Origin of the sequence: Emticicia agri (assembly GCF_004168285.1) — a bacterium.
In the GTDB taxonomy this organism is placed as follows: Bacteria; Bacteroidota; Bacteroidia; order Cytophagales; family Spirosomataceae; genus Emticicia; species Emticicia agri.
The window spans coordinates 1-22,993 of sequence record NZ_SEWF01000064.1 but is presented as its reverse complement, the minus strand read 5'-3'; the positions used below and the strand labels follow the sequence as shown (position 1 = coordinate 22,993).

The 22,993-nt window shown below is 38.7% G+C and carries 23 protein-coding genes; 9 read left to right on the top strand and 14 right to left on the bottom strand.

Translation table 11 applies throughout. The features are described 5' to 3' along the window. The first annotated feature begins 10 nt into the window (after positions 1-10). Together EWM59_RS24590 and EWM59_RS24585 are read left to right on the top strand one after the other, a co-directional pair. On the top strand, positions 11-751 hold the full coding sequence (locus EWM59_RS24590) for a zinc ribbon domain-containing protein (protein ID WP_130023894.1): 741 nt from the start codon (positions 11-13) through the stop codon (positions 749-751). Positions 752-830: 79 nt separating this feature from the next. Continuing rightward, the gene (locus tag EWM59_RS24585; RefSeq protein WP_130023893.1) at positions 831-2,342 is read left to right on the top strand and encodes a tetratricopeptide repeat protein; all 1,512 of its coding nucleotides are present in this window, start codon (positions 831-833) and stop codon (positions 2,340-2,342) included. Here EWM59_RS24585 and EWM59_RS27855 read toward each other — a convergent pair. Then, positions 2,329-2,493 carry a hypothetical protein gene (locus EWM59_RS27855; protein WP_165372289.1) on the bottom strand — a complete coding sequence of 55 codons (165 nt, stop codon included), beginning with the start codon at positions 2,491-2,493 and terminating at the stop codon, positions 2,329-2,331. The two genes, EWM59_RS24585 and EWM59_RS27855, sit on opposite strands and share 14 nt — an antisense overlap. Before the next feature lie 33 nt (positions 2,494-2,526). Next, positions 2,527-4,308 carry a DNA polymerase III subunit gamma/tau gene (locus EWM59_RS24580; RefSeq protein ID WP_130023892.1) on the bottom strand — a complete coding sequence of 594 codons (1,782 nt, stop codon included), beginning with the start codon at positions 4,306-4,308 and terminating at the stop codon, positions 2,527-2,529. A 115-nt stretch (positions 4,309-4,423) separates the two neighbouring features. Here EWM59_RS24580 and EWM59_RS24575 point away from each other — a divergent pair, with 115 nt between their 5' ends. Further along, the gene (locus tag EWM59_RS24575; RefSeq protein ID WP_130023891.1) at positions 4,424-4,798 is read left to right on the top strand and encodes a VOC family protein; all 375 of its coding nucleotides are present in this window, start codon (positions 4,424-4,426) and stop codon (positions 4,796-4,798) included. 5 nt (positions 4,799-4,803) lie between these two features. Here the strand turns inward: EWM59_RS24575 and EWM59_RS24570 are convergent, their stop codons facing one another. Continuing rightward, the gene (locus EWM59_RS24570; protein WP_130023890.1) at positions 4,804-5,631 is read right to left on the bottom strand and encodes a hypothetical protein; all 828 of its coding nucleotides are present in this window, start codon (positions 5,629-5,631) and stop codon (positions 4,804-4,806) included. A gap of 97 nt (positions 5,632-5,728) precedes the next feature. Continuing rightward, entirely contained in the window at positions 5,729-7,207 is a 1,479-nt protein-coding gene (locus tag EWM59_RS24565; RefSeq protein WP_130023889.1) for a DUF1501 domain-containing protein, read from the bottom strand. A gap of 120 nt (positions 7,208-7,327) precedes the next feature. On the opposite strand from EWM59_RS24565, the gene tgt reads away from it, so the two are divergent. After that, positions 7,328-8,458, top strand: a complete 1,131-nt coding sequence (gene tgt / locus EWM59_RS24560; protein WP_130023888.1) for a tRNA guanosine(34) transglycosylase Tgt — start codon at positions 7,328-7,330, stop codon at positions 8,456-8,458. Between the two features lie 13 nt (positions 8,459-8,471). Here tgt and EWM59_RS27850 read toward each other — a convergent pair whose 3' ends face one another. The 3 genes from EWM59_RS27850 to EWM59_RS24550 are packed head-to-tail and all read right to left on the bottom strand — an operon-like array spanning position 8,472 to position 10,767. Next, positions 8,472-8,681, bottom strand: coding sequence for a hypothetical protein (locus EWM59_RS27850; RefSeq protein ID WP_165372288.1), 210 nt, complete (start codon positions 8,679-8,681; stop codon positions 8,472-8,474). 5 nt (positions 8,682-8,686) lie between these two features. After that, positions 8,687-9,742, bottom strand: a complete 1,056-nt coding sequence (locus EWM59_RS24555; RefSeq protein WP_130023887.1) for an erythromycin esterase family protein — start codon at positions 9,740-9,742, stop codon at positions 8,687-8,689. A 38-nt stretch (positions 9,743-9,780) separates the two neighbouring features. Continuing rightward, on the bottom strand, positions 9,781-10,767 hold the full coding sequence (locus EWM59_RS24550; protein WP_130023886.1) for a DUF1444 domain-containing protein: 987 nt from the start codon (positions 10,765-10,767) through the stop codon (positions 9,781-9,783). A gap of 155 nt (positions 10,768-10,922) precedes the next feature. Here EWM59_RS24550 and EWM59_RS24545 point away from each other — a divergent pair, with 155 nt between their 5' ends. Beyond that, the gene (locus EWM59_RS24545; protein ID WP_130023885.1) at positions 10,923-12,815 is read left to right on the top strand and encodes a mucoidy inhibitor MuiA family protein; all 1,893 of its coding nucleotides are present in this window, start codon (positions 10,923-10,925) and stop codon (positions 12,813-12,815) included. A 72-nt stretch (positions 12,816-12,887) separates the two neighbouring features. Here the strand turns inward: EWM59_RS24545 and EWM59_RS24540 are convergent, their stop codons facing one another. Next, positions 12,888-13,469 (bottom strand): DNA-3-methyladenine glycosylase, encoded by a 582-nt coding sequence (locus EWM59_RS24540; protein WP_130023884.1) that lies wholly within the window; start codon positions 13,467-13,469, stop codon positions 12,888-12,890. 29 nt (positions 13,470-13,498) lie between these two features. On the opposite strand from EWM59_RS24540, the gene EWM59_RS24535 reads away from it, so the two are divergent. Together EWM59_RS24535 and EWM59_RS24530 are read left to right on the top strand one after the other, a co-directional pair. Then, the gene (locus EWM59_RS24535; RefSeq protein ID WP_130023883.1) at positions 13,499-14,392 is read left to right on the top strand and encodes a phosphodiester glycosidase family protein; all 894 of its coding nucleotides are present in this window, start codon (positions 13,499-13,501) and stop codon (positions 14,390-14,392) included. A gap of 47 nt (positions 14,393-14,439) precedes the next feature. After that, positions 14,440-15,657: an NADH-quinone oxidoreductase subunit D gene (locus EWM59_RS24530; RefSeq protein ID WP_130023882.1), complete on the top strand. Its 1,218-nt coding sequence runs from the start codon at positions 14,440-14,442 to the stop codon at positions 15,655-15,657. Here the strand turns inward: EWM59_RS24530 and EWM59_RS24525 are convergent. From EWM59_RS24525 to EWM59_RS24515, 3 genes are all read right to left on the bottom strand, one after another. Continuing rightward, positions 15,623-16,828 carry a lycopene cyclase family protein gene (locus EWM59_RS24525; RefSeq protein ID WP_310587897.1) on the bottom strand — a complete coding sequence of 402 codons (1,206 nt, stop codon included), beginning with the start codon at positions 16,826-16,828 and terminating at the stop codon, positions 15,623-15,625. The genes EWM59_RS24530 and EWM59_RS24525 overlap by 35 nt on opposite strands. A 174-nt stretch (positions 16,829-17,002) precedes the next feature. Continuing rightward, a complete protein-coding gene (gene lipA, locus EWM59_RS24520; protein WP_130023881.1) occupies positions 17,003-17,878 on the bottom strand; it encodes a lipoyl synthase in 876 nt (291 codons plus the stop codon). 89 nt (positions 17,879-17,967) lie between these two features. Then, the gene (locus tag EWM59_RS24515; RefSeq protein WP_130023880.1) at positions 17,968-18,774 is read right to left on the bottom strand and encodes a hypothetical protein; all 807 of its coding nucleotides are present in this window, start codon (positions 18,772-18,774) and stop codon (positions 17,968-17,970) included. Positions 18,775-18,964: 190 nt separating this feature from the next. Here EWM59_RS24515 and EWM59_RS24510 point away from each other — a divergent pair, with 190 nt between their 5' ends. Then, positions 18,965-19,393 carry an OsmC family protein gene (locus EWM59_RS24510; protein ID WP_130023879.1) on the top strand — a complete coding sequence of 143 codons (429 nt, stop codon included), beginning with the start codon at positions 18,965-18,967 and terminating at the stop codon, positions 19,391-19,393. A 37-nt stretch (positions 19,394-19,430) separates the two neighbouring features. Here the strand turns inward: EWM59_RS24510 and ytxJ are convergent, their stop codons facing one another. Further along, positions 19,431-19,769, bottom strand: a complete 339-nt coding sequence (gene ytxJ, locus EWM59_RS24505) for a bacillithiol system redox-active protein YtxJ (RefSeq protein ID WP_130023878.1) — start codon at positions 19,767-19,769, stop codon at positions 19,431-19,433. A 70-nt stretch (positions 19,770-19,839) separates the two neighbouring features. Continuing rightward, on the bottom strand, positions 19,840-20,649 hold the full coding sequence (locus tag EWM59_RS24500; RefSeq protein WP_130023877.1) for a hypothetical protein: 810 nt from the start codon (positions 20,647-20,649) through the stop codon (positions 19,840-19,842). A 401-nt stretch (positions 20,650-21,050) separates the two neighbouring features. Between EWM59_RS24500 and EWM59_RS24495 the strand changes: the two genes are divergently transcribed. Then, the gene (locus EWM59_RS24495) at positions 21,051-22,325 is read left to right on the top strand and encodes an aminotransferase class I/II-fold pyridoxal phosphate-dependent enzyme (protein ID WP_130023876.1); all 1,275 of its coding nucleotides are present in this window, start codon (positions 21,051-21,053) and stop codon (positions 22,323-22,325) included. A 284-nt stretch (positions 22,326-22,609) separates the two neighbouring features. Here EWM59_RS24495 and EWM59_RS24490 read toward each other — a convergent pair. Continuing rightward, positions 22,610-22,993: transposase (locus EWM59_RS24490; protein ID WP_130019702.1), on the bottom strand; the 384-nt coding region annotated here is incomplete at its 5' end.

Genomic DNA, 22,993 nt, shown 5'->3' with positions numbered 1-22,993 from the left:
TTCATATATTATGGAATTAACAGTTGCACAAAAATTAGAAGCTCTTCTTAATCTTCAATCGATTGATTCTGAATTAGACGAAATTAAAAAGCTACGTGGTGATTTGCCAGACGAAGTACGCGACTTAGAAGATGAGGTGATTGGCTTTGAAACACGTATTTCAAAATTTAAAAAAGAAGTAGATGCTTTAGATGCTGAAATCAATGGCTATCGTTTGAATAAAAAAGACGCTGAAAAATTGATTCAGAAGTATAAAGACCAACAAATGAATGTTCGTAACAACCGTGAATACGATGCGATATCGAAAGAGCTGGAGTTACAGGAATTGGAAATTCAGTTGGCAGATAAACGTATTAAAGAAGCTGATTTTAAAATCAGAAATAAAAATGTAGAAATTGCTGATGTTGAGTCAGCAATGAATGGCCGTAAAAAAGACCTTGAAGCCAAACGTAAAGAATTAGACGTATTGGTGGCCGAAAGCCAGGAAGAAGAAAAAGGCTTGATTGCGAGCCGTGACAAAGCCGCCACAAATATTGAAGAACGTCTGATTAATGCCTACTATCGTATCCGTGGTAATGCAGGCAATGGTCTGGCTGTGGTAATGGTACGTCGTGGAGCTTGTGGTGGATGTTTCAACATTGTTCCTCCGCAACGTCAGGCTGATATTAAAGATAAAAAGAAAATCATCGTTTGCGAACATTGCGGCCGTATTCTTGCCGATGTAGATGCAATCGAGATTAGCCGAAAATAATCTCACTTTTTGCCATGAAAAGCCAAATTTTCAATGATACGAAGATTTGGCTTTTTTGTTTCATTAAAATTAAGGTGTAGTGTCAGAAATCCGTCATATTACTATTTTATCCTTATTCGCTATTATCAGAGTAGGTTTATTACTGCTGCTCTCAGTTCCGGCTTTTGCATCAGATGCCGACTTTACACCCAATATACAAAAAGCCTATGCCGAAATCTTCAAACTAAGGGTACAAACCGGAAGAGACCTGCTCACCAGAGAAAACCCGAAGAATCCTTTCAGGGTATATACTGAAAACTATGCCGATATGGTAGAATTGCTCAATTCAGAAGACGAAGATGCCTATGAGCAATTGGTAGATAAAGAAGATGAACGATTAGACCTCATTGAAGAAACAGATAAAAAATCACCCTATAACCGTTTTCTGAGAGCCGAACTCAAAATTCACTGGGCACTGCTCAAAATCCGCTTCGGGCATGAGGTAAAAGCAGCCTGGAACATTATTCAGGCATATCGGCTATTAGAAGAAAATCAGAAACTTTTTCCCAAGTTTTTACCTAATCTTAAATCAATTGGTTGTTTGCATATTCTGGTTGGTTCTATTCCCGAAAATCAGAAATGGGTTACCAGTTTTTTAGGATTAAAAGGCAATATTCAACAAGGGTTAAAAGAATTAGAATCAGCTTCTCACGACAAAACATGGGGACTGGAAACCAGTTTTTGCCAGTTTTTTATTCAGGCTTATATTCTGCCTTATACTGATAAAGTGAATGAAGCATTGCTACAGGCAGTAGAAACCCATGAAGATAACCTGAACCTCAATTTTCTGGCAACTGCTATTTCACTGAAATGGGGACGCACCGAGCAGGCAGTTCAGCTAATCCGCAAAAGCCCTTACAATGCTTCTTATTTGTATTTTCCTGTATTTGAGCTATACAAAGGTGAAATCAATCTTTTTAAAGGCAATTATCAGCAGGCAAGCACATTTTACGCTAATTATATCCGGAATTTTAAAGGCAAAGCCTTTTTAAAAGATACTTACTATAAACTCTTTCTATGCAGTTGGTTAGGTGGTGATGAAAAAAAAGGCTTAACCTATATCCATAAGATTCCGGTAGCAGGCAGTACCATTGCAGAGTCAGACAAAGCTGCACAGAAATTTTATGAGAATTACAACAAGACCCATACACTCCCCAATAAATCGCTTATTAAAATCAGACTTTATTTTGATGCAGGTTATTATGCTCAAGCCTTAAATGAAGCCGAAAATCTGTCAGAGAATACGTTTAGTTTACCCAAAGATAAAGCAGATTTTAATTACAGAATAGCAAGGGTTTATCATAAAACCGAGCAGTCAGATAAGGCTATTGCCTACTACGAAAGAGCTATTTTATTGACAGATAAATATAAAGAGGCACAATGGCATTTTGGGGCAAGTGCAGCCTTGCAATTAGGCTATATCTATCAGGAGAAGAATCAGAAATTAAAAGCAAAAAATGCGTTTGAAAAAGCCATTTCTTACAAACGTCATGAATACAAAACCTCTATAGACAACAAAGCAAGAGCAGCTTTAACGGCTATGAATTTTTAGGGGGGTGTAAGGCAATTATTTGAGATAAATCTACAGATTCAATAAATTTTCGAGCGGCTTCATGTTTAGCATTAAAAGTTTCTTCAACTGTCTTATAAGTTTTTACCTTCTCTACTTTTTTTGCTCTTTTCGGTTTTTCTTTAGTTTCCATGAATCTTTAGAGACTTACTGAATACAACAATTCTTAAAACACCAAATCCATCCCCAATTTCTCCTTCAAATCCCATAGAGCAGGGTTTTTATTGGCAAGGTATTCAAATTTCTCCTGAGCCGTATAAGGGCGTCTTTCTATCTGAGATTCTACAATTTCTGCGGCAATCTGAAGGGTGCTGTTTTGTAATTGCTGACGAAGATACACAGCTAAATCCTGTTTCATTTGTGTCAGCAAATCCATTTGCACTTGGTTATCCAGTCTCAATTTCAGTATATGCCCCTCTACCAGATTAAATTCACGTTTCAGCATTACCTCTATGGTAGCATTATTGCGTGAATCGGCGAAAGTATGTAGCTCTTTCCTCAATTGCTCTAAGGTAAAACTTTTATTTGTACTGATATTGCTGACAGCAGGCTCATTGATGGGATTATTCTGTACGCCAGAAGAAGGCAAATCTATGTCAACATGAGTCGATTTAAACTTTGAAGGCGTAAAATTAGGTCTTGGCGTAGCTACCACAAGCGGCTCACTTTTTACCTGTGTAGTAACTACCGGAACAGACGGAGGAATATTGGTAATAGTAGGTGTAACACTCACAGGCTGGTTTACAGTATTCTGGACTACCAGCTGTGGGCTTGCCGGAACAGAAGCCGGTGCTACGTTACTCTTTTTTTTTTCTTCAGAGGTACTACCTGATAACTCACTCAGGTTTAATACCTGCTGAATCTGCGAGAGTTTCATCAAACCAATCTCTACATGTAAACGTTGATTCTTAGCCGATTTATAGTTAATATCTAAATGGCTCCCAACACTTAACGATGATAAAATATAACCCAATGGCAATTTACCCGATTGCGCTAAATAACGTCTCTGAGTCGATTCAGCTACCTGCAATAATTTGACAGTCTGCTGGTCTTTGCTTACCATCAGGTTTCTGAAATGCTCATTCAGTCCTACTACAAACTGATGTCCGTCAAACCCTTTTTCTAATATCTCATTATATAACAACAAGGCACCGCTTATATCACCACTATATAGGTGGTCGGTCATTCTGAAATAGTAATCATAATCCAGAATATGCAGGTTATCTAAAACTGATTTATAAGTCAGTTCATTACCTGCCGCAAAAGTTACGTTCAGGTCAAACATCGATAGCGCATCACGCAACCCGCCATCAGCTTTCTGGGCTATAAGTTCCAGAGCCTGATAATCTGCTTTTATCTGCTCTTTATTGGCCACATTAGCCAGATGGTCAGCCATGTCTTTTATCTGAATCCGGTTGAAATCAAAAATCTGACAACGGCTCAAAATAGTAGGCAGAATCTTATGTTTTTCGGTAGTAGCCAGAATAAAAATGGCATAGCTTGGAGGTTCTTCTAATGTTTTCAGGAAAGCATTAAAAGCCGCCTGCGAAAGCATATGCACCTCATCTATGATATATACTTTGTATTTACCGTACTGGGGTGGAAACCTCACCTGGTCAGTCAGGTTTCTGATGTCTTCTACTGAATTATTAGAAGCAGCATCTAACTCGTGAATATTGAATGAAGCATTGTTATTGAAACTCTTGCACGACTCGCACTCATTACAAGGAGAAATGTCTTCGGTTAGGTTCTGGCAGTTGATAGTTTTAGCTAAAATTCTGGCACAGGTAGTTTTCCCTACCCCACGTGGCCCGCAAAACAAAAATGCCTGAGCCAGATGATTGGTTCTGATAGCATTTTGCAGAGTAGTGGTGATATGAGATTGTCCTACAACTGTGTCGAAAGTAATAGGACGATACTTACGCGCTGAAACTACAAACTTTTCCATGCTGCAAGTTACAAAAAAACAAAAGGGCGACCAAAAATGATAGCCCTATTCGCAAGATTTATTTAGCTTTGCAGGATTAAGTTTTGTTATCAATTATTGAATTTTCTTCTGTTTTATGGATAATAAGTTATCTATCAAGGCATTCAATCATGTAGCCTTACAGGTAAGTAATGTAGAACGCAGTGCTGATTTTTATGCAAACGTACTTGACCTGCCCGAAATCCCTATCCCTGATTTCGATTATCCGGTCAGATGGTTTAGCTTGGGTGCCAACCGTGAGTTACATTTAATTGGCAGAGAAGAAAATGGCACTTCAACGGGTATCAGAGGCAATCATTTTTGCTTAGAAGTAACCGATATTTTACAGGCTGAAAAGCATATAAAAGATTCAGGAACAGAATATATGCCTATTAAGCTCCGCCCTGATGGCGTCAAACAATTATTCCTGACTGACCCTGACGGGCATTATATTGAACTGTGTGAGATGTGATGACGTTAATTCTTGTTATCGCCTTTATAAATTTTCTCCCAAGCCTCTTTGGTTAAGATAGCCAGTTTTTCTGTTTTGCAATCCCATACACTGACATATTTGTCTGAAACAACAATATGTTGTTTCCATTTGGCAAATTTCCCATATAATAAAAGCGTGCAAATGTCGGTAGGTGTTATATAATCTTCCATTTCTTTCAGATGTGTATGCATGCTCATAGCATCTTCTTCACCATTAAAAGGCATGGAGATTAAACTTTTATGCAATTTCTTCTTCTCAATTAACTTATTCTGGTTATCAAAAGTCAATAAATAATCATTTCCAAAAATCACTACGCCATTGTTTTCAGGCCCAGTAAGAATATATACTTTCTTTTCGCCCTTATCTATCAAAGGAATAATATTTAAATTGGTCTTCATGTATCTCTTAAACAGCGTATCAGTTGTTAGGGTGCTAAATGCTGTTTGTCTTATAGTATACAGATCTTTTTCTTTGCTTGAAAAACTCCTTGCAGAAGTATCAACAAGTGCTGTATTGGTATTATAAGTACTATCAAAGGCAATGGTTAAAATTACTTTAGGAGTCTCGGCTTTCGAAAAAAACAGGCATTTAGCTACTGAACCATCCATATAAGAAAAGTATCCTCTCGTATTCTGTCTTTTATTCTCGTATTTTGCCAGAAGAACATCTGTGCCGTACCAAGAAGCCATTTCTGATTTGTAAAGTTTTTTACCCTCGTTAAGAATAGAGGCACTTATCTTTTCTAAATTATTTTGGCTATGGGCAGTAATTGTAGAAACGCTAAAAATAGCAAATAGTAGTATGTTTTTCATTTTTTGTCAAGCAAATTAATTTTACAAATAGAGACGTATAGCAATAGCACAGCGAACTAATCGTCTCTATTATTCACAACCCGCTCACTCACCATTCCTAACTCAATATCGGTTTTATCACTTTCCCTGCCACATCCGTCAAACGGAATGGACGGCCCTGGAAGAAATAAGTCAGTTTTTCATGGTCGAAGCCTAATAGATGTAGAATGGTTGCCTGCAAGTCGTGTACATGCGTACGGTCTTTTATACCATAATAGCCCAATGGGTCGGTTTCGCCTAAACTTATACCCTTTTTCAAGCCACCGCCTGCCATAAATACCGTAAACGCATCTAAATGGTGGTCACGGCCTTTGAAAGGTAGAGTTTGTCCGTCACGGTTTTCCTGCATGGGGGTTCTGCCAAACTCTCCGCCCCATACTACAAGGGTTTCGTCAAGCAATCCACGCATTTTCAGGTCTTTCAGCAGGCCTGTTACAGCACGGTCAGTTATCTGGCATAATTCCTTAAATCCACCATCTAACGATAATCTCTGGTCTGTTCCATGCGCATCCCAACCCCAATGAAATAGCTGAACGAAGCGCACCCCATTTTCTACCAGTCGCCTGGCTAAAAGACAATTGTTAGCAAAAGAGGCATCGCCTACCTCTGCTCCGTACATATTGCGTACCCATTCAGGTTCTTTGCTGATGTCCATTACTTCCGGTACCGACATCTGCATTCTGAATGCCATTTCGTACTGAGAAATACGGGTTAATATTTCAGGGTCTTGTACCTCTTCGTATTGTTGTCTGTTAATTTCATTAATCGCCTCAATGGTCTGCTTCCTGATGTCCCGGCTCATGCCATGAGGGTCTGACACATATAATACAGGGTCGGCACCTGTTCTACATTGTACCCCTTGATAGATAGAAGGCAGAAAACCATTTCCCCATACGCTCTTCCCTGCATCAGGGCTTCTGCCACCCGATGCCAATACAATAAATCCCGGCAGATTCTGATTTTCTGTACCCAAACCATACATCGCCCATGAACCCAGACTCGGACGACCCAACCTTGGACTACCCGTGTGCATCAGCAATTGGGCAGGCGCATGGTTAAACTGGTCGGTGTACATGGCTTTCAGAAAGGTCAACTCATCGGCTACTTCGGGCAGATAAGGCATAAAATCTGAAATATATGCCCCCGATTGTCCATGCTGATTAAATTGAGCCAATGGCCCTAACATTTTAGGAACGCCTCTGATAAACGCAAACTTTTTACCCTCTAAAAACTCCTGCGGACAGTCTCTGCCATCATATTTCTGTAGTTCAGGCTTATAATCAAATAACTCTAACTGCGAAGGAGCTCCGGCCATGTGAATGTAAATAACTCTCTTGACCTTTGGTGCAAAATGAGGCGTTTTAGGTAAAGTAGGGTCAGTCATTGCCTGATTCTCACCCGATTTTTTCGGAAAACAACCACCCATCAGAGAGCTTAAAGCTGCTACTCCTAATCCGGTGGTACAAGTATTTAAAAAATGCCGACGTGTCTGGTACATGTTTTCGGCATGAAGAAATTCCTTAATTAATTTTTCCATGAGGGCTCGAATAGAATCAATACAAAGATAATAATTCTATTTCATAAACGCATTACACTCTGCCATATTACAGACTGATATAAAACTACAATTAATCTGAATCTTTCGTATTTTTGTAGCATGAAATATGAATTACAAAAAACTGATAGCGCTTCTAAAGCAAGAGCCGGAAAAATTACTACCGACCACGGCGAGATATTAACCCCTATTTTTATGCCTGTGGGTACAGCCGGAACCGTAAAAGCTGTTCATCAGAGAGAATTAGAAAACGATATTCATGCCCAGATTATTCTGGGTAATACTTACCACTTATACCTGCGCCCGGGTCTTGACATTCTCGAGCGTGCAGGCGGTTTACATAAATTCAACGGCTGGACTAAACCTATCCTGACTGATTCGGGCGGGTATCAGGTGTTCTCTTTGAAAGACATTCGGAAGATTTCGGAAGAAGGGGTTAAATTCCAGTCACATATTGATGGGTCAAGACATTTGTTTACCCCCGAAAGTGTCATGGATATTCAACGGGTAATTGGTGCTGATATTATTATGGCATTTGATGAATGTGCCCCCTACCCCTGCGATTATAACTATGCCAAAAAGTCGATGGAAATGACCCATCGCTGGCTTAAACGCTGTTGCGACCGTTTTGATGCTACTGAGGGTTTGTATGGCTATTCACAAACACTCTTCCCTATAGTACAAGGCAGTGTCTATAAAGACTTACGTATCCAATCGGCCGAGTTTATAGCCGGACAAAATCGGGAAGGCAATGCCATCGGTGGATTAGCCGTAGGCGAGCCTGCCGAAAAAATGTACGAAACCATTGATTACGTAAATGATATTCTCCCACAAGACAAACCCCGTTACTTGATGGGTGTAGGCACACCAGAAAACATTCTTGAAAGTATTGCTTTAGGTATAGATATGTTTGATTGTGTAATGCCTACCCGCAACGCCCGCAATGGAATGTTGTTTACCACGCAGGGAATTATCAATATCAGAAATGAAAAATGGAAAGATGATTACAGTCCGATTGATGAGAACTTAGGAGGTTATACCAGTACGTTTTATAGCAAGGCTTATTTACGCCACCTGGTAAAATGTGATGAAATATTAGCTGCGCAGGTGGCAAGTATACATAACCTGACTTTTTACCTCTGGCTGGTAGGCCAGGCTCGTGAACATATCTTAGCAGGCGACTTTGTGGAATGGAAAAAAGTAATAGTAAAGAAACTAATGGAACGTTTGTAAAAGATAAAAACTACTATTTTTCTGAACGATATGGTGTAGAGTTTCTGATAAAAATCAAGGCATCAAAAGCATCGCCGAGCATTCCTTTAGTGTTTATCAATAAAGAAGACTTATAGTTAACAGTGCCATAGGTAGTAAAGTAAGGATTTTTATTTAGGAACTCCTTTGTTAAACTATCACAAAATAATACCCCATACTGTGCCTTTGTGCCTGCCCCTATCATTGTGCCTATCTTATTTTTGTGTTGAGCAATTTTGAAGGAGTAGAAGCTCCGGTATAAAACCGGCCTTGTTGTACTTCTGTACCTATGCTCAGGTAGTCTTTCTGATATCGTTTACTCAGGTACTCTCCAAAAGTTGGAAATTTCCCAAATATTTCAGTATAAATCGTTTTTTTGTTGATATGGAAATTATGGGCTTTTATAATTACGAGTTTTTCTTTTTTACACGAGTCAGTCAGCCAGCTTATATTCTCAAAAATAAACTTATCCCGTATTTTATAGGTCAAATCTGTATTAGCTGAAAAAGCCACTAACTGTGGCAGTAACTTCAAAACGTGAATCATCAGATCTATCTTTAGATTTATAGCATCAGCTTCACTCCTGCTATTTTCAAGAATAATGATTAGTTGATTAGTACTTTCAACAATCTTGTGAATATACTTTTTACTTGAGTTCTGTACTTTCTTTAAATGAAGAGTCAATTCTTCAAGTACAGCGGTTGCATGAACGATTTTATGCTGTTGACAATGTTTTTGCACAAAGCTGATAATTTCTTGGGGTTCGTCTATATCTGTCCCTATCACCCATACTTTGTCTTTAAAAGCTCTGCTTTTATTAAAATTTCTTATCCAATCATAAAAATGTAACAAGTCTGGTTGTCGATACGCTACTTCTATCATTTCCGCTTTGGCTCCTATGCTCAAATCATCTATACTTCCGTTTTGGTTTACAACAAAATCATTGATTTTGTACGAATCCAGCATCGAAATCTCACCTAAAACAACGCAGTTAAAATCATGTAATTTTACAAGATTTGTAGCAATCAGTTTCTGAAAAGCTAATACCTCTGTGGTACCGTGGGTTACCTCTCCTACCGCCACAATTTTCTTGTTTCTGGCTTGTTCATAAATTACCGATAATTCATTATTTACATCATTATTGCTAAGAATACTGTCAGATAAAGCCACAAACGACCTTTCAAGTATTATATTAATAGTATCGGATTGAGCAAAACAATACCCTGCACCTGAAAAACAAAACAAAAAATAGAGAATAAATTTCATTTTAAAGGCTTGTCCTTATTTTAGCCATGATTTGAGCACTACTTTTTAGATGTCATCAATTCTGACAAACCAAGAGGAGGAATGACATTAATAATACCTCTATTATCGACCTGTACCATTATTTTTGTAAACTTTCCCTTATAATACCAGAAAAACTGGTCAGAAACTGGTTGTTGATGCTGGGCATAAAACTGCTCGGTTACAGGTTTCATCATCTGAATATACTTGACAAAACCAACAGCATTATCTTTATTCAGCTTATAAAAATTTGCAATTCCTTTATTGGGAATTGACACAACCGAACCCCATTCTCCAATAAATCCAGCCGAATTGTTCGATACATCTAATGCATAACTGGCTGCGTAATTTTCATTCTCTATAAAACTTATCTCAAATTTATTACCCTCAAACGGAATAACTTTAGTCTCTTTGGTCATGGGTTGTTTATTGATATTAGCGATGGCTATGCTGAATAACTCTGCCTCACTTTTCTTCCATACATCAGCTATTTTTTTCTCAACAGGAATAAAAGAATTTGGCAAATCAAGCATCAGCAAGGTATAAGTTCCCGAAAGGTCAGTTTTATACACAAAAAGCGAGGGACCACCATTTGTCTGAATCATTTCGGCAGGGTAAATCCTGATACTCAGGTATTGTCTGATTGATTCAAAGTCGTTGGGGTTTATTGTTCTCTGTGTTTCTAAATCACCAAAAAGTCTGTTAAAATGGTCCTGAATTACCTTTCCCCAAGCCGATTTATTCTTTATCTCGATACAACGTAAAATAAGATTATGGAGATTCAGGGCACTTAAATCTTGTCCTTTTTTCAGATTAATCGTTCCTTCTTTTATTGATTCAATGGCATATTTTTTTGCCACTATGGGTACTGCAAGGTCTACAATTCTTTTATAATCTTGCTGGCTGATATCATTCTCATAATCATCAGGAATCCGATAACTGATTTTTTGTGCAAAAGAAGCCATACAAACAATAAAAGATAGAACAGAAAGTAAAATGCTGCGCATGGTTTGAAGAGGTTAATCACAGACAATAAAAATATAAGAGTATAGCAAAGATAGAGAGTAATACTTATTAAACTTAAAACCAATACATAAATAAATACCAAAAGTTTTATGGAATAACACTCACGGCTGCATCAAATAGAAAAAAAACAATTCTTATGAAAAAAATTCTCTTACTCTGTTTGATTAGCCCTTTGCTGTGGGCGCAGTCAACACCTGTTCAGTCTAAAATTGAAAATGTAAAAGTTTTTCTGAATGGTGCGCAAATTACCCGTTCGGCGCAGGTTTCTTTGCCGATAGGCAAAACCGAACTGCTTTTTAAAGGGATTTCGCCACAGATTAATAAACAAAGTATTCAGGTAAAAAGCGAAAGCAGATTTACGATTCTGTCTGTTACACATCAGTTGGGCAATCTGTTAGATAAAGCACAACAGGAAGAAATTACTAAAATTGAAAACCAGAAAAGGTTGATTGAAGATAAAATAAACATAGAAGAAAATAACCTTTTGCTTTTCAAACGAGAAGAAGATATGCTGCTCAAAAATCAGGTAGTGGGCAGCTTGCAAGCAGGTATGAAAGTAGCTGATTTAAAAGAAAGTGTCGAATACCAACGTCAGCGTATGCAGGAGGTTTTAATGAAGAAACTGGAATTTGAAAAAAATATTCAGAAATTAGAAGAAGAAATTAAAAAACTGAATCAGCAACTAACAGACATCAATGCCAGGAAAGATGTACAGATGTCTGAAATAGTGGTTACGGTATTAGCCAAAGAGCCTGTTAACCAGGCTCCTGTATCAATTGCGTATTTTGTAAAAAATGCAGGCTGGACACCTACCTATGATTTCAGAATCGAAAAACTTAATCAACCTGTCAAGCTTGCTTATAAAGCCAATATCTTTCAATACTCGGGTGAAGATTGGAAAGAGGTGAAACTCAGTCTTTCAACTGCCAACCCTTATAAAAGTGGCACAGCCCCTGTGCTACAAAAATGGGTTTTGGGCGAAAGAAATGATTACAGTAATTATTACAACAATGTGGAAGAAAAAGAGAGCCAAATTATAAACGCCAACCAGTCTGAAGTTTGGGGGCGTGTAACAGAAAGAGCGAATAAGGTAGGAATTCCTGGTGCGAGTGTTTACTTAAAAGGAACAACTTTAGGAACTACAACCGATGCTAATGGGAATTATAGGTTAACCATTCCCCCTACATTTTATGGCAAACATGCCACTTTAGTTTTCTCATCAGTTGGTTACAAAACTGAGGAAAAAACTATTTCTTCCAATCGGATAGATGCAGTTTTAGATGACGATGCAAAACAATTAAATGAGGTAGTTATAACAGGGTATGGTGGGGGCTTGAGTGGAAAAGTTGCGGGTTTATCTATAGATAATGACCGAGACTTCAGTAAAAGAACTATTCCTTTAGATATTACTGAACGGGATGCTCCAACCAGCCAAACATTTGATATTCTGATTCCTTATACAATTCTCTCAGATGGCAAAGTAACGACTGCTGAAATCAAAGCAGAAAGTATTCCGGCTGTTTTTGAGCATTTTTGTGTACCCAAAATTGATACGGATGTATTTTTGCATGCACATATTATTGACTGGGAAAAGTATAAACTATTACCCGGAGAAGCAAGTTTGTTTATCGACAATACTTTTTTAGGTAAATCAACGCTGGATTTGTCTAACAAAGACACTTTGAGTTTATCGTTTGGGCGAGATAAAAACGTGATTGTCAGCCGCACTAAATTGAAGAGCTATCAGAAAAAACAGGCATTGGGTTCAAACAAAACCGAGCAATTTTCTTATGAAATTATAGCCCGCAATACGAAAAACGAACCGATTAATCTGATTATAGAAGACCAGTTTCCAACTTCAAGTAACAGAGAGGTAAGCATTGACGAAAAAGAAGCACCGGAAGCAGAAATCAATACCGACACCGGAAAAGTCAAATGGAGGCTTAATCTGGCACCAGTCAGAGAATATAAAGTCTCTCTGAAATACACTATTAAATCTCCCAAATCGGGTTGGGTTACGGCAGAGTAATATCATACAACATTTGCATATCTCATAGGGGTTCAAAATTCTGAACCTCTACGAGATATATAAGGAAAATCATTACCCCAATTTACTCACAAACTTATTGCCTTTGATATAAAATCGGTAAAGCAAATCCGTTCCTTGGGTAATACCAATACGGGTAGTAGTTACTACCTCAAAATTATCGTCTTTGGGAGGAAGGCAGTAAAACCCATCAGCATAAACAGGCAAGAAGTTAAAATCAGGCGTAATTCCCATTGCTTTTACCAGTTTTGCCGGGCCACTGCAAAGGTTTTTGAGTTGTGTTGTTCCCCGTCTTTTTTGCATCAGTTCTATGCCCTCTACAGGCTCTAAAGCCCGTACCAATACCGCTTCGCCTATATCTTTCTCACCGCTTACAATATTAAAGCAATGATACATGCCATAAATGAGATAGACGTAAGAAACGCCTGCGCCTTCAAACATGGCGGCATTTCTTGTGCTTTTTTTCCGGTACGCATGGCAGGCAGGGTCGTTGTGGAGATAGGCTTCCGTTTCAACAATGATACCCGAGGTACGTCCCTCCGGGCTTTCGTGCACCATTGTGCAACCTAATAGTTTTTCAGATAAGGTAAGGGTATCATATTTTTCGTAAAATTCTTTGGGAAGAATGTGCTCCATAAGTACTTTTGGCAAAATTATCGTTTCAAATGTATAACAAAATCTTAGGTCTTTTGTTGGTTAGCCAGATTTGTATTGCCCAACGGGTACAATCTGTCGATTCGCTCATTATCAGCATTACCAACTGGAAAACACAGCCTCTCGGGAATCGTATTCTCTGGAAAAGTTATCATTTCGACCAGAAAGATGTATTTGAATCTAACCAGATGATAAATATTCTGGAAACACCACTCAAAAACAAAAAAATAAAATTCGGTCTGGCAGCTGCCGATGAAAAGAAAACCGATAATACAGCTAAAAGGCTACTATTGCCAACCAGTAAAATAGCGTCTCAAAATCAGGCCATTGCAGCAGTTAATGCCGGATTTTTTGATACCAAAAACGGTGGCGCCGTTGATTTTCTGAAAATTGATGGCAAAGTGATGGATACTACTCGTGTAGTGAATGTACCTCGACTACCTACCCATGCGATTGCGGCAGTTTCGATTCATCAGAACAAAGTGCGTATTATTAAAGGCGTAAACAAAAGTGGTTGGGAAAAAGAATTAACTGAAGAAAACGTATTGCTTACGGGCCCTTTGCTTTTGCTGAATGGGGTTACACAAGCTTTAGAGAAAAATGCTTTTAACGATAACCGCCACCCTCGAACCTGTGCCTGTATCACTAAAAATAAAAAACTATTACTCATAACCGTTGATGGCCGAAGCAGTGAATCGTATGGCATGACCTTGCCTGAATTAACAAGCCTTGCCCGTGCGCTCAAATGTAAAGATGCCATTAACTTTGATGGCGGCGGCTCAACCACCATGTATATTGCAGGTCAGCCTGAAAATGGGGTAGTCAATTACCCATCTGACAATAAAATATTTGACCATGCCGGAGAGCGTTCAGTAAGCAATATTTTTGTACTTTTGAAAAAATAATTGGTTAAGCTGCGCTAATTTGTTCTTACTGAAACTATCACCATTGTATTTTGAAGTCTGTCCAATATAAATATCGCCCTGAAAATTTAACTATTTCAGAACCCAACAAGTATAAATCCGAGAATCTGCATTCGGAAGAAATGATTCTGAACTTAGGGCCTCAGCACCCCTCTACGCATGGTGTACTACGTCTGGAAGTAGTAACCGATGGCGAGATTGTGGTAGATGTGATACCGCACTTAGGGTATCTACACCGTTGTTTTGAAAAACATGCCCAGAGTCTGCCTTTCAATCAGATTATTCCTTATGTTGACAGAATGGATTATCTGGCGGCCATGAACTCGGAACACGCTTATGTGATGGGTGTAGAAAAAATGCTGGGTATTGACAAGGATATTCCGAAAAGAGTAGAATATATTCGAGTGCTGGTAGCCGAACTTAACCGCATTGCTTCTCATTTTATTGCCATTGGCACTTATGCGCTTGATATTGGTGCTTATACACCATTTCTTTGGCTTTTTCGTGACAGAGAACATATTATGCGCCTGCTTGAATGGACAACAGGTGCCAGGATGCTCTATAATTATATTTGGGTTGGTGGCCTTTTCTACGACCTGCCCGTAGGATTTGAAGACCGATGTAAATCATTGATTGATTACCTGAAACCCAAACTCACTGAATTGCAGCAACTGGTTATTGAAAACCATATCTTTATCAACCGTACGGCCAATGTAGCCGTCTTACCGCTACCTGTTGCCATCAACTATGGTTGCACAGGGCCTGTACTGAGAGGCTCAGGCTTACGCTGGGATTTACGCAGAGTAGATGGCTATTCGGTTTATCCTGAAATTGATTTTGATATACCTATTGGTAAAGGAGATATGGGAAAAGTGGGCGACTGTTGGGATAGAAATTATGTGCGTGTATTAGAGTGCCACGAGTCTATCAGAATTGTAGAACAGTGTTTAGAAAAACTGACTAAAGAACATAAACGCACCAAAGAGTTTGACCCACAGGCGTTAGTACCTAAAAAAATACGTCCGGCAAAGATGGACTTCTATGCACGTGCCGAAAGTACCAAGGGTGAATTAGGCTTCTTTTTCCGTACAGATGGGCGTTCAGATGTACCAGTCAGAGTAAAAGCCCGGGCATGTTCGTTCAATAATCTTTCTGTATTACCTGAAATTGCCCGTGGCGGAATGATTGCTGATTTAATAGCCGCTATCGGTTCTATTGATATTGTGATGGGCGAGGTTGACCGCTAAATCTGGCTTTGATTTTCCTGATAATGACTGTGCCTGTTGCGGCAATAAACTTCATTTTAGGCACTGTATTCATGATTTTTAGTTCTTCCCATAGATTAGTATCGCCATCTAAAAAACTGAAAACCCTTGCCGGAGGATTTTTATGGTATAATCTCACAAAAACCTCAGCAGCAGGATGCCTTTTTTGCTCCAGTACATTCAATAATACACTGGCATATAACCTGAAACGCCCCTTCCACCAGTTTTCTTTTACCTGAGGTGAGCCCGTTTGCTCCAGACTTTCAACCAACTTTTTTAATTTGCGCTGGGTATTCTGAAAAGTATATCCTGTGGCGGCATTAGTATACCCACCTGCTGTACCTATGCGTACCACATGCTTACTTGGAAACTCCTGCGTTGCTACATCACTCATGGGTATAATTCCAAACTCTTCTTCCTGAATGGTGTATTCGTCCAGTTGTAACTGCTCGTTTATATATTTCTTTAACTCGCTGTCATACTCACCATCAGGCAATAGTTTTTCGCTGAAAAGTGTGTATTCTATCAGTGCAGTATGTTCGTCAAAAGGTAATAGATACATAAAACGGCAATCGCCCTTTTGTTCAATATTGAAATTCATCATTACCGGAAGGGCCGGATTAAAGCAAGGCTTTTTTGTCTGAATGATGTAGCCTTTGAAATGTTGAAGCAGGTTATGATTATACCCGAGATTCAGGTTAAGGCGGTAAGTACTGTCAAAAACAAAATCTGCCTGTAAAATTTCACCACTATTTGTTTCTACAATAGCAACGTTTGTTTCTTCTCTTATTTGCTTTACTGTGTCTTTCAGCCACGCTACACCTCCGCACTTTTGTAGTTCTCCAATCACAAAGGCATAAAAATCAATCCCCCTTAGTAGTTTATATTTGTAATCACCCATTTCAAGTTTTTGCGCATATCCTTCCAAATCTATCAGTTGTACGGCATCCCATTTTCTATACAGAATATTTTCAAACGTATTAGGAACATTTTCCCAGAATGCCCAGGTGCGGTCGTTGGTATTTTTATCCTCCGGCTCAATAATCAGGATAGATTTATCGGCTAACTTACTTTTTTTCAAATAGTAAGCCAACGAAAGTCCGGCCATGCCACCGCCGCAGATAATGTAATCGTAATGCTTCATTAATTCCATCTATCCATTATTAAAACCATTTCTATTTTAATAAAACCTCATTTTCCTAACTCTTCCGTGTGGTGTCCGTCCCAACAATAGGGAAGGGAACAAAAAAGCCCCTCTCCCCACAGTTGGGGAGAGGGGTTGGGGTATGGGGTTTTCCACAAAAAAATATCTAAAATAACCTAATCTCTATACATGTACATGTCTTTCGGCATGGTAGCTTGAACGAACCAACGGCCCTGACTCTACATATTTCAGCCCTCTTCTCAAACCTTCTTCTTTATACATGGCAAAGGTATCAGGATGTATAAATTCTATTACCTCGTGGTGCATCTTGGTTGGTTGCAGGTATTGACCCAGCGTCAGAATATCCAGTCCATTTTCAGCCAAATCATCCATTGCCTTGAAAACCTCTTCTTTTGTTTCACCCAAACCTAACATAATACCCGATTTGGTACGTTTGCCAAATTCTTTGGTTCTGCGGGTCTGTTCTAAACTGCGGGCATACTTGGCTTGCGGACGAACATTACGGTATAAACGTTCTACTGTTTCCATATTGTGCGAAACAACCTCCTGCCCTGCCGAAATCATCCGGTATAGCGCTTCCCAGTTACTTTTGGTATCCGGAATCAACGTTTCAATGGTAGTTTGTGGCGACTGTGTCTTTACTGCCCTTACAGTCTGATACCATATTTCAGCACCTTTGTCTTTCAATTCATCACGGTTTACCGACGTAATCACGGCATGTTTTACCTGCATCAACTGAATGGCTTCTGCCACACGACGTGGTTCGTCTGTATCATATTCATTAGGGCGGCCTGTTGCTACTGCACAGAATGTACAACTACGGGTACATACATTTCCTAAAATCATAAAAGTAGCCGTACCCTCGCCCCAGCATTCGCCCATATTAGGGCAATTACCCGACTGGCAAATGGTATGCAACTTATGCTCGTCAACCAAACTACGTACTTTTTTGAAATTTTCGCCAATAGGTAGCTTTACCCTCAACCAGTCTGGGCGGCGAGTTCGTTGTTCGGTACTTACAACGGGTGTATCTATCATGTTTTTAAAAACTAAAGTGTGGGGCTTAAAGCCCTAAGAAGCTACAAAAGTATTAAATTAATACTGTTGCAGAAACAATTTCCGGCAGATTACTTGGCCTTCTTCTGTTTTTTATTGCCAAAATAGATTGTCAGATAACCTGCACTATAGAAACGTGAATTGGTAGTCAATTGGTTCGACATAATCTCAGGAGTTTTACTGAAAAGCTCGGTAGTAATACCTATCTCAAAGCCTGTCAGGTTATTGCCGAAAGTATTCATGTCGATATTTGCAGCTAATTTTACGTGTACACCCGGTATCATTTTCATTCCTACGAAAAAATCCTGCCAGATACCTGCCGAACCCTGAATACGGTTCAGTTCTTTATGAATATTCGGGTCAAATTGTACCACATCTACTGCACCACGACCGTTGCGGTCATATTTGATATAATAGGGCTTCTGAATACCCAATGAAGGTCCGGCGGCAGCAATTACACTGATACCTATACCATCATCACCATTTTTCTTGAAGAATACTACCTCACGGCCATATTCAGGGCGGAGCGAGAAGAAATAGTTTCTCTTGCCATAAATAAAACGGTTAGCAATACTGGTAGGCTCCGATTTTTCTTTCGGGTTTTTGATATTTACCGCTTCAAACGCAATGTATTGGTGAACAGGATTCCATTTATAAGTGCCGATAGCCTTAGAGTGGCGCACAACCAGACCGCCCAACAAACCAGAATTAGTATTGGTAGTTAATCCGTAAGCAAACATTTTATAGTCTTCCTTCTTCTTTTCTGTCTTTTTCGAATCTGCCTTAGCGACAGGGGCAGGAGTTCTGGAAGATCTTCTTTGTGCAAAACTGCTCGTTACCGCAAGCAAAAGCACTAAACTAAGTACACTTATTTTCACGGGAAAAATATTTTTAGTCCACCTGTTACCGATATTATTAGCTAAAGATAGAATTATTTTTATAAATAGCAACATTAAAAATAAGTAAATTGTTAGGGAAATGTCATTTTTTTTGGAAATACTTTATTTCAACGTAATTTTGAGAGGTATTATTCCATAAAAACCGATAATTTCTTTAATTTTTTATCATATGCCTACCTCAAAAATTATCTATCTTGGCGAGCTTCGCACGCAAGCCACTCATATTCAATCCGGTACAGAAATTATTACCGATGCGCCTACTGATAATCATGGAAAAGGTGAGGCATTCTCTCCTACCGACCTTACCGCAACGTCATTGGGTAGTTGTGCCATGACGGTTATGGGTATAGCTGCCCGTCGGGAAGAAATTGACTTTACAGGTTCTGAAGTAGCCGTAACCAAAGTAATGTCGGCAGAATTACCACGTAGAATTGTGAAGATAGAAGTAAACTTTATGATGCAGACACCCGAAGAGTTAAGCGAAGAAGTAAAGCAGAAGTATATACGTATTGCGCATACCTGTCCGGTAGCCCAAAGCCTACACCCCGATATTGAGCAGGTATTCAATTTCAACTGGCACGTTTCCCAACCGGCTTAAAAAATCAGAGGGAAGCCGAAACTTCCCTCTGATATATCTATGCTACCTTGCTCACAATTTCATCAAATCTGATTTCAAAATGAGACGCATCGTAGGTACACTCACCATTCTGAATCAATAATACCTGCGGCGATTGGTGTTCTACCTCAAAATCTTTTGCAATTTTATTTGAAATACTTCTGTATTGAAGCAGATCCAGATAGAAAGGCTCAATATTTCCGGCCTTTTCTTTATCCCAGGCTCGCTCTATTCTGCCCAGTGATGCCGAACTAATAGAACAAGAGGTACTGTGTTTAAACACTAATACCGGATTCTCAAATGATTTTTGTTTAATTTCCTCTATTTGTTTTTCGTCGTTAATCGTCTGCCAATTCATTTTTTTTAACTTTTATTCTAATTCCTAAACCAAAAGGAAAACATAAAAGTTTCGGAAGACGTATGCACTCCTACGACAGATAATTTCGGTAGATAATACCAAGCTGGTAACGAAGGTTGAGAATTTTGAGAGAAACCATCTTCACGATATGTGTATTTCTCAGAAATCTGAGGAATTTTGAAACAATACCTACATAGTTAGGCACCGATGATTTATCATTCTGATTGACGGCTATACCCCAGGTGATACAGTAGTAGGCAAGGGCATTGGTAATATCCATCAACGAATGCACATAAGGGTTCTGATTGATAAAATGGAACTCGCTGTAAAATACATCTTTTATCAGAATAAGCGTAACTCCCGTAAACCCTATCCAATAGCTTTTTTTGTTCACAGGGCGGAAGTACCCCAACACCACCAGTACGAATAATTCGAAGGCATACAGTACCGTAACCAGAAAAACTGTATCAGGGATAACTTTCAGCAATACAAAGCCAAAGAAAAAGAAAACGAACCCTGCCGGAATGGCTAATTTAAGGAGGTTTTTTTTCTCAAGACTATATACGTGTGTCCCCTCTTTTTGAAATATAATAATATATACCAGATGAACAATACAAGCCAGGGTAATCTGTGTTAATTCGCCATTACCTTTATAATTCAGAAAAATCGAAATATCAGAGAATCCCCCCAAAACAGAGGCTAAATATATCAGTTTATCTACACCGTTAGCTTCCCATTTGCGGGCAAATCCATAAAAAACGCCAATCAATGGCATTAGCAAGGTTGTACCCACAAGCAGAGCTATGCGTTGCTCGTGTAAGAACACATAAATATTGAATATTACTAATATTCCTAATAATATAGTAATAACCCTTTGCATGAATTCAGAATACAATTATATAAGGTTTGGACAATAAAAAACACCATCATTAAAAGTCCTCAAATCTCCTGACAATGATAAGATTTTAAACTTGACTATCAAATAATTAGGAAGGTTTTAATCGGAACGTTTTAGCAAGAATGTTTCATGGCTTAACATCTATCAAAACACGTGCTAAATATATACCAAATTTTTATTTTTTTACAAAAAAAACTTAAAAACTTTTTAAACGGATGTTCAAAACGCTTTTTTTTCTTCCACTTATCCATAATTTCATACCATTTATCGGTTATAAAAGGTTTTCCTAAATATTGGTACATTTTTTGACAATCTTTATATCCGAAAATAAGTCCCCATTTTAGAGTAAAATTAGCCATTACGATAACCTAAAAATCAATTTTATGAAAGATTTGCCAAAACAAATGTTGTATGTGAATGACGTTTTCAGTACTGCCCGCGACCTTGGGCTCATTCAGGTAAAAGCGCAACAAGATGAGCAATCAAGCCGTAAGATTTCAATAGATGGAAAATCTTATATCAGTTTCATGTCTAACAATTATCTTGCGTTTGAGAATGACGAAAGAGTAAAAGAAGCAGCAATTGAAGGCATCAGGAAATACGGCATGCAAACTTCTATTTCAAGAATGTATATGTCGTTCGACCATTACCTTGAATTAGAAGACAAGTTAGAAAAGATTTTTGGTTTACCCACATTTCTTGCGTCAAGTACCACACTCGGGCATTTTGCCTACCTCCCTGTAATTATCGGCCGGAACGATGCCATCATCATGGACCAGTTTGTGCATGAGAGCGTTCAACTGGCTGTAAGCACTTTAAAGGCCGATGGCTACCATGTTGAAATGGTAAAGCACAGCCAGATGGATATGCTCGAAAGAAGAATTAAAATGTTGAGCGAAAAGTATGACAATATCTGGTATATGGCCGATAGCGTGTACTCAATGCACGGTGATACCGCCCCGATGAAAGATATTGAAACGCTTCTGAACACTTACGATAAATTTAAAGCGTATATAGATGATGCACATGGCATGAGCTGGATTGGCGAACATGGCAAAGGGTATGCCCTGCACCATATTCCACGCCATGATAAAATGTATGTCATTACCTCTTTGAATAAAGGTTTTGGCGCATTCAGTTCAGCATTGGTTTTCCCGAATAAACTAACCAAACAAACAGTTTATAATTGCGGAGGTGCTTTAAGATTCTCGGCTCCTACCCTACATGCTGGTATCACTGCCGCTTCATGTATTGCTGATATTCACTTATCAGACGAAATTTATGAAAGACAAATGCGTCTGAATGAGTTAATTACTGTCTTCAAGCAAAAGGCAAAAGAACTAAATTTACCTATTATCAATTATGCACATACACCACAGTTCTTCCTTGGTCTGGGTAGTGTAGAGTTATTGATTCGTTTTTCACAATTCCTGATGAGCAAAGACTTTTTGTTAAGCCCATCAACAGTTCCTGCTGTTCCTGTAAAACACTCCGGCTTCCGTATTTCTTTAAGCCTTTATCAAACTGTGAATGATGTAAAGAATTTACTCGATTTATTAGCAGAATACATAGAGCTATTAGAAAAAGAGGGTTCGTTTAACAAAGAACAAGTGCTGAAAGGATTCAAAATGAGAGACAAACAACGTCATTTAGCCTAATATAGCTTCAATTAACCTAAAATATATATAGACCTCTGTTGCTCAGGCGATGGAGGTTTTTTGTTGAGTAATCAATGGCGAATTAGTGAATGAGTGAATGGTGAATGAGTGAATGGCGAATTAGTGAATGGTGAATTAGCGAATGGTGAATTAGTGAATGGCGAATTAGTGAATTAGTGAATGGTGAATTAGCGAATGGCGAATAAAGAAGGGAGTATTTTCTAAACTGTGTCATGTAGGAGTAATTAGAGCGAGTTATAAATTCTGGTTTTTTCAACCAGAGTTTATAACTCGAAATCTTCATCAGCGATTCTATCAGCGAAAATAATACTGATTTCTGATAAAATCTCTTTCCAGCTAAAAACCTTCTTATTCCAGAGTTTATCCATGTTCATAATGGATAGAAAAGCCAATTTTAGCAAAGCATTATCAGAGGTAAATGCACCCTTAGTCTTGGTCAGTTTACGAATCTGCCTATGATATGCCTCAATGGTATTGGTTGTATATACAATTTTTCTAATGGCTGGGGAATATTGAAAAAAGACAGATAACCTTTCCCAATTATTAATCCAGGGCTCAACCGCCTTAGGGTACAATTTACGCCATTTCTCTTCAAGAACAAGCAAGTTCTCTTCACCAATAATACTATTGGGAGCTTGATAGACTGA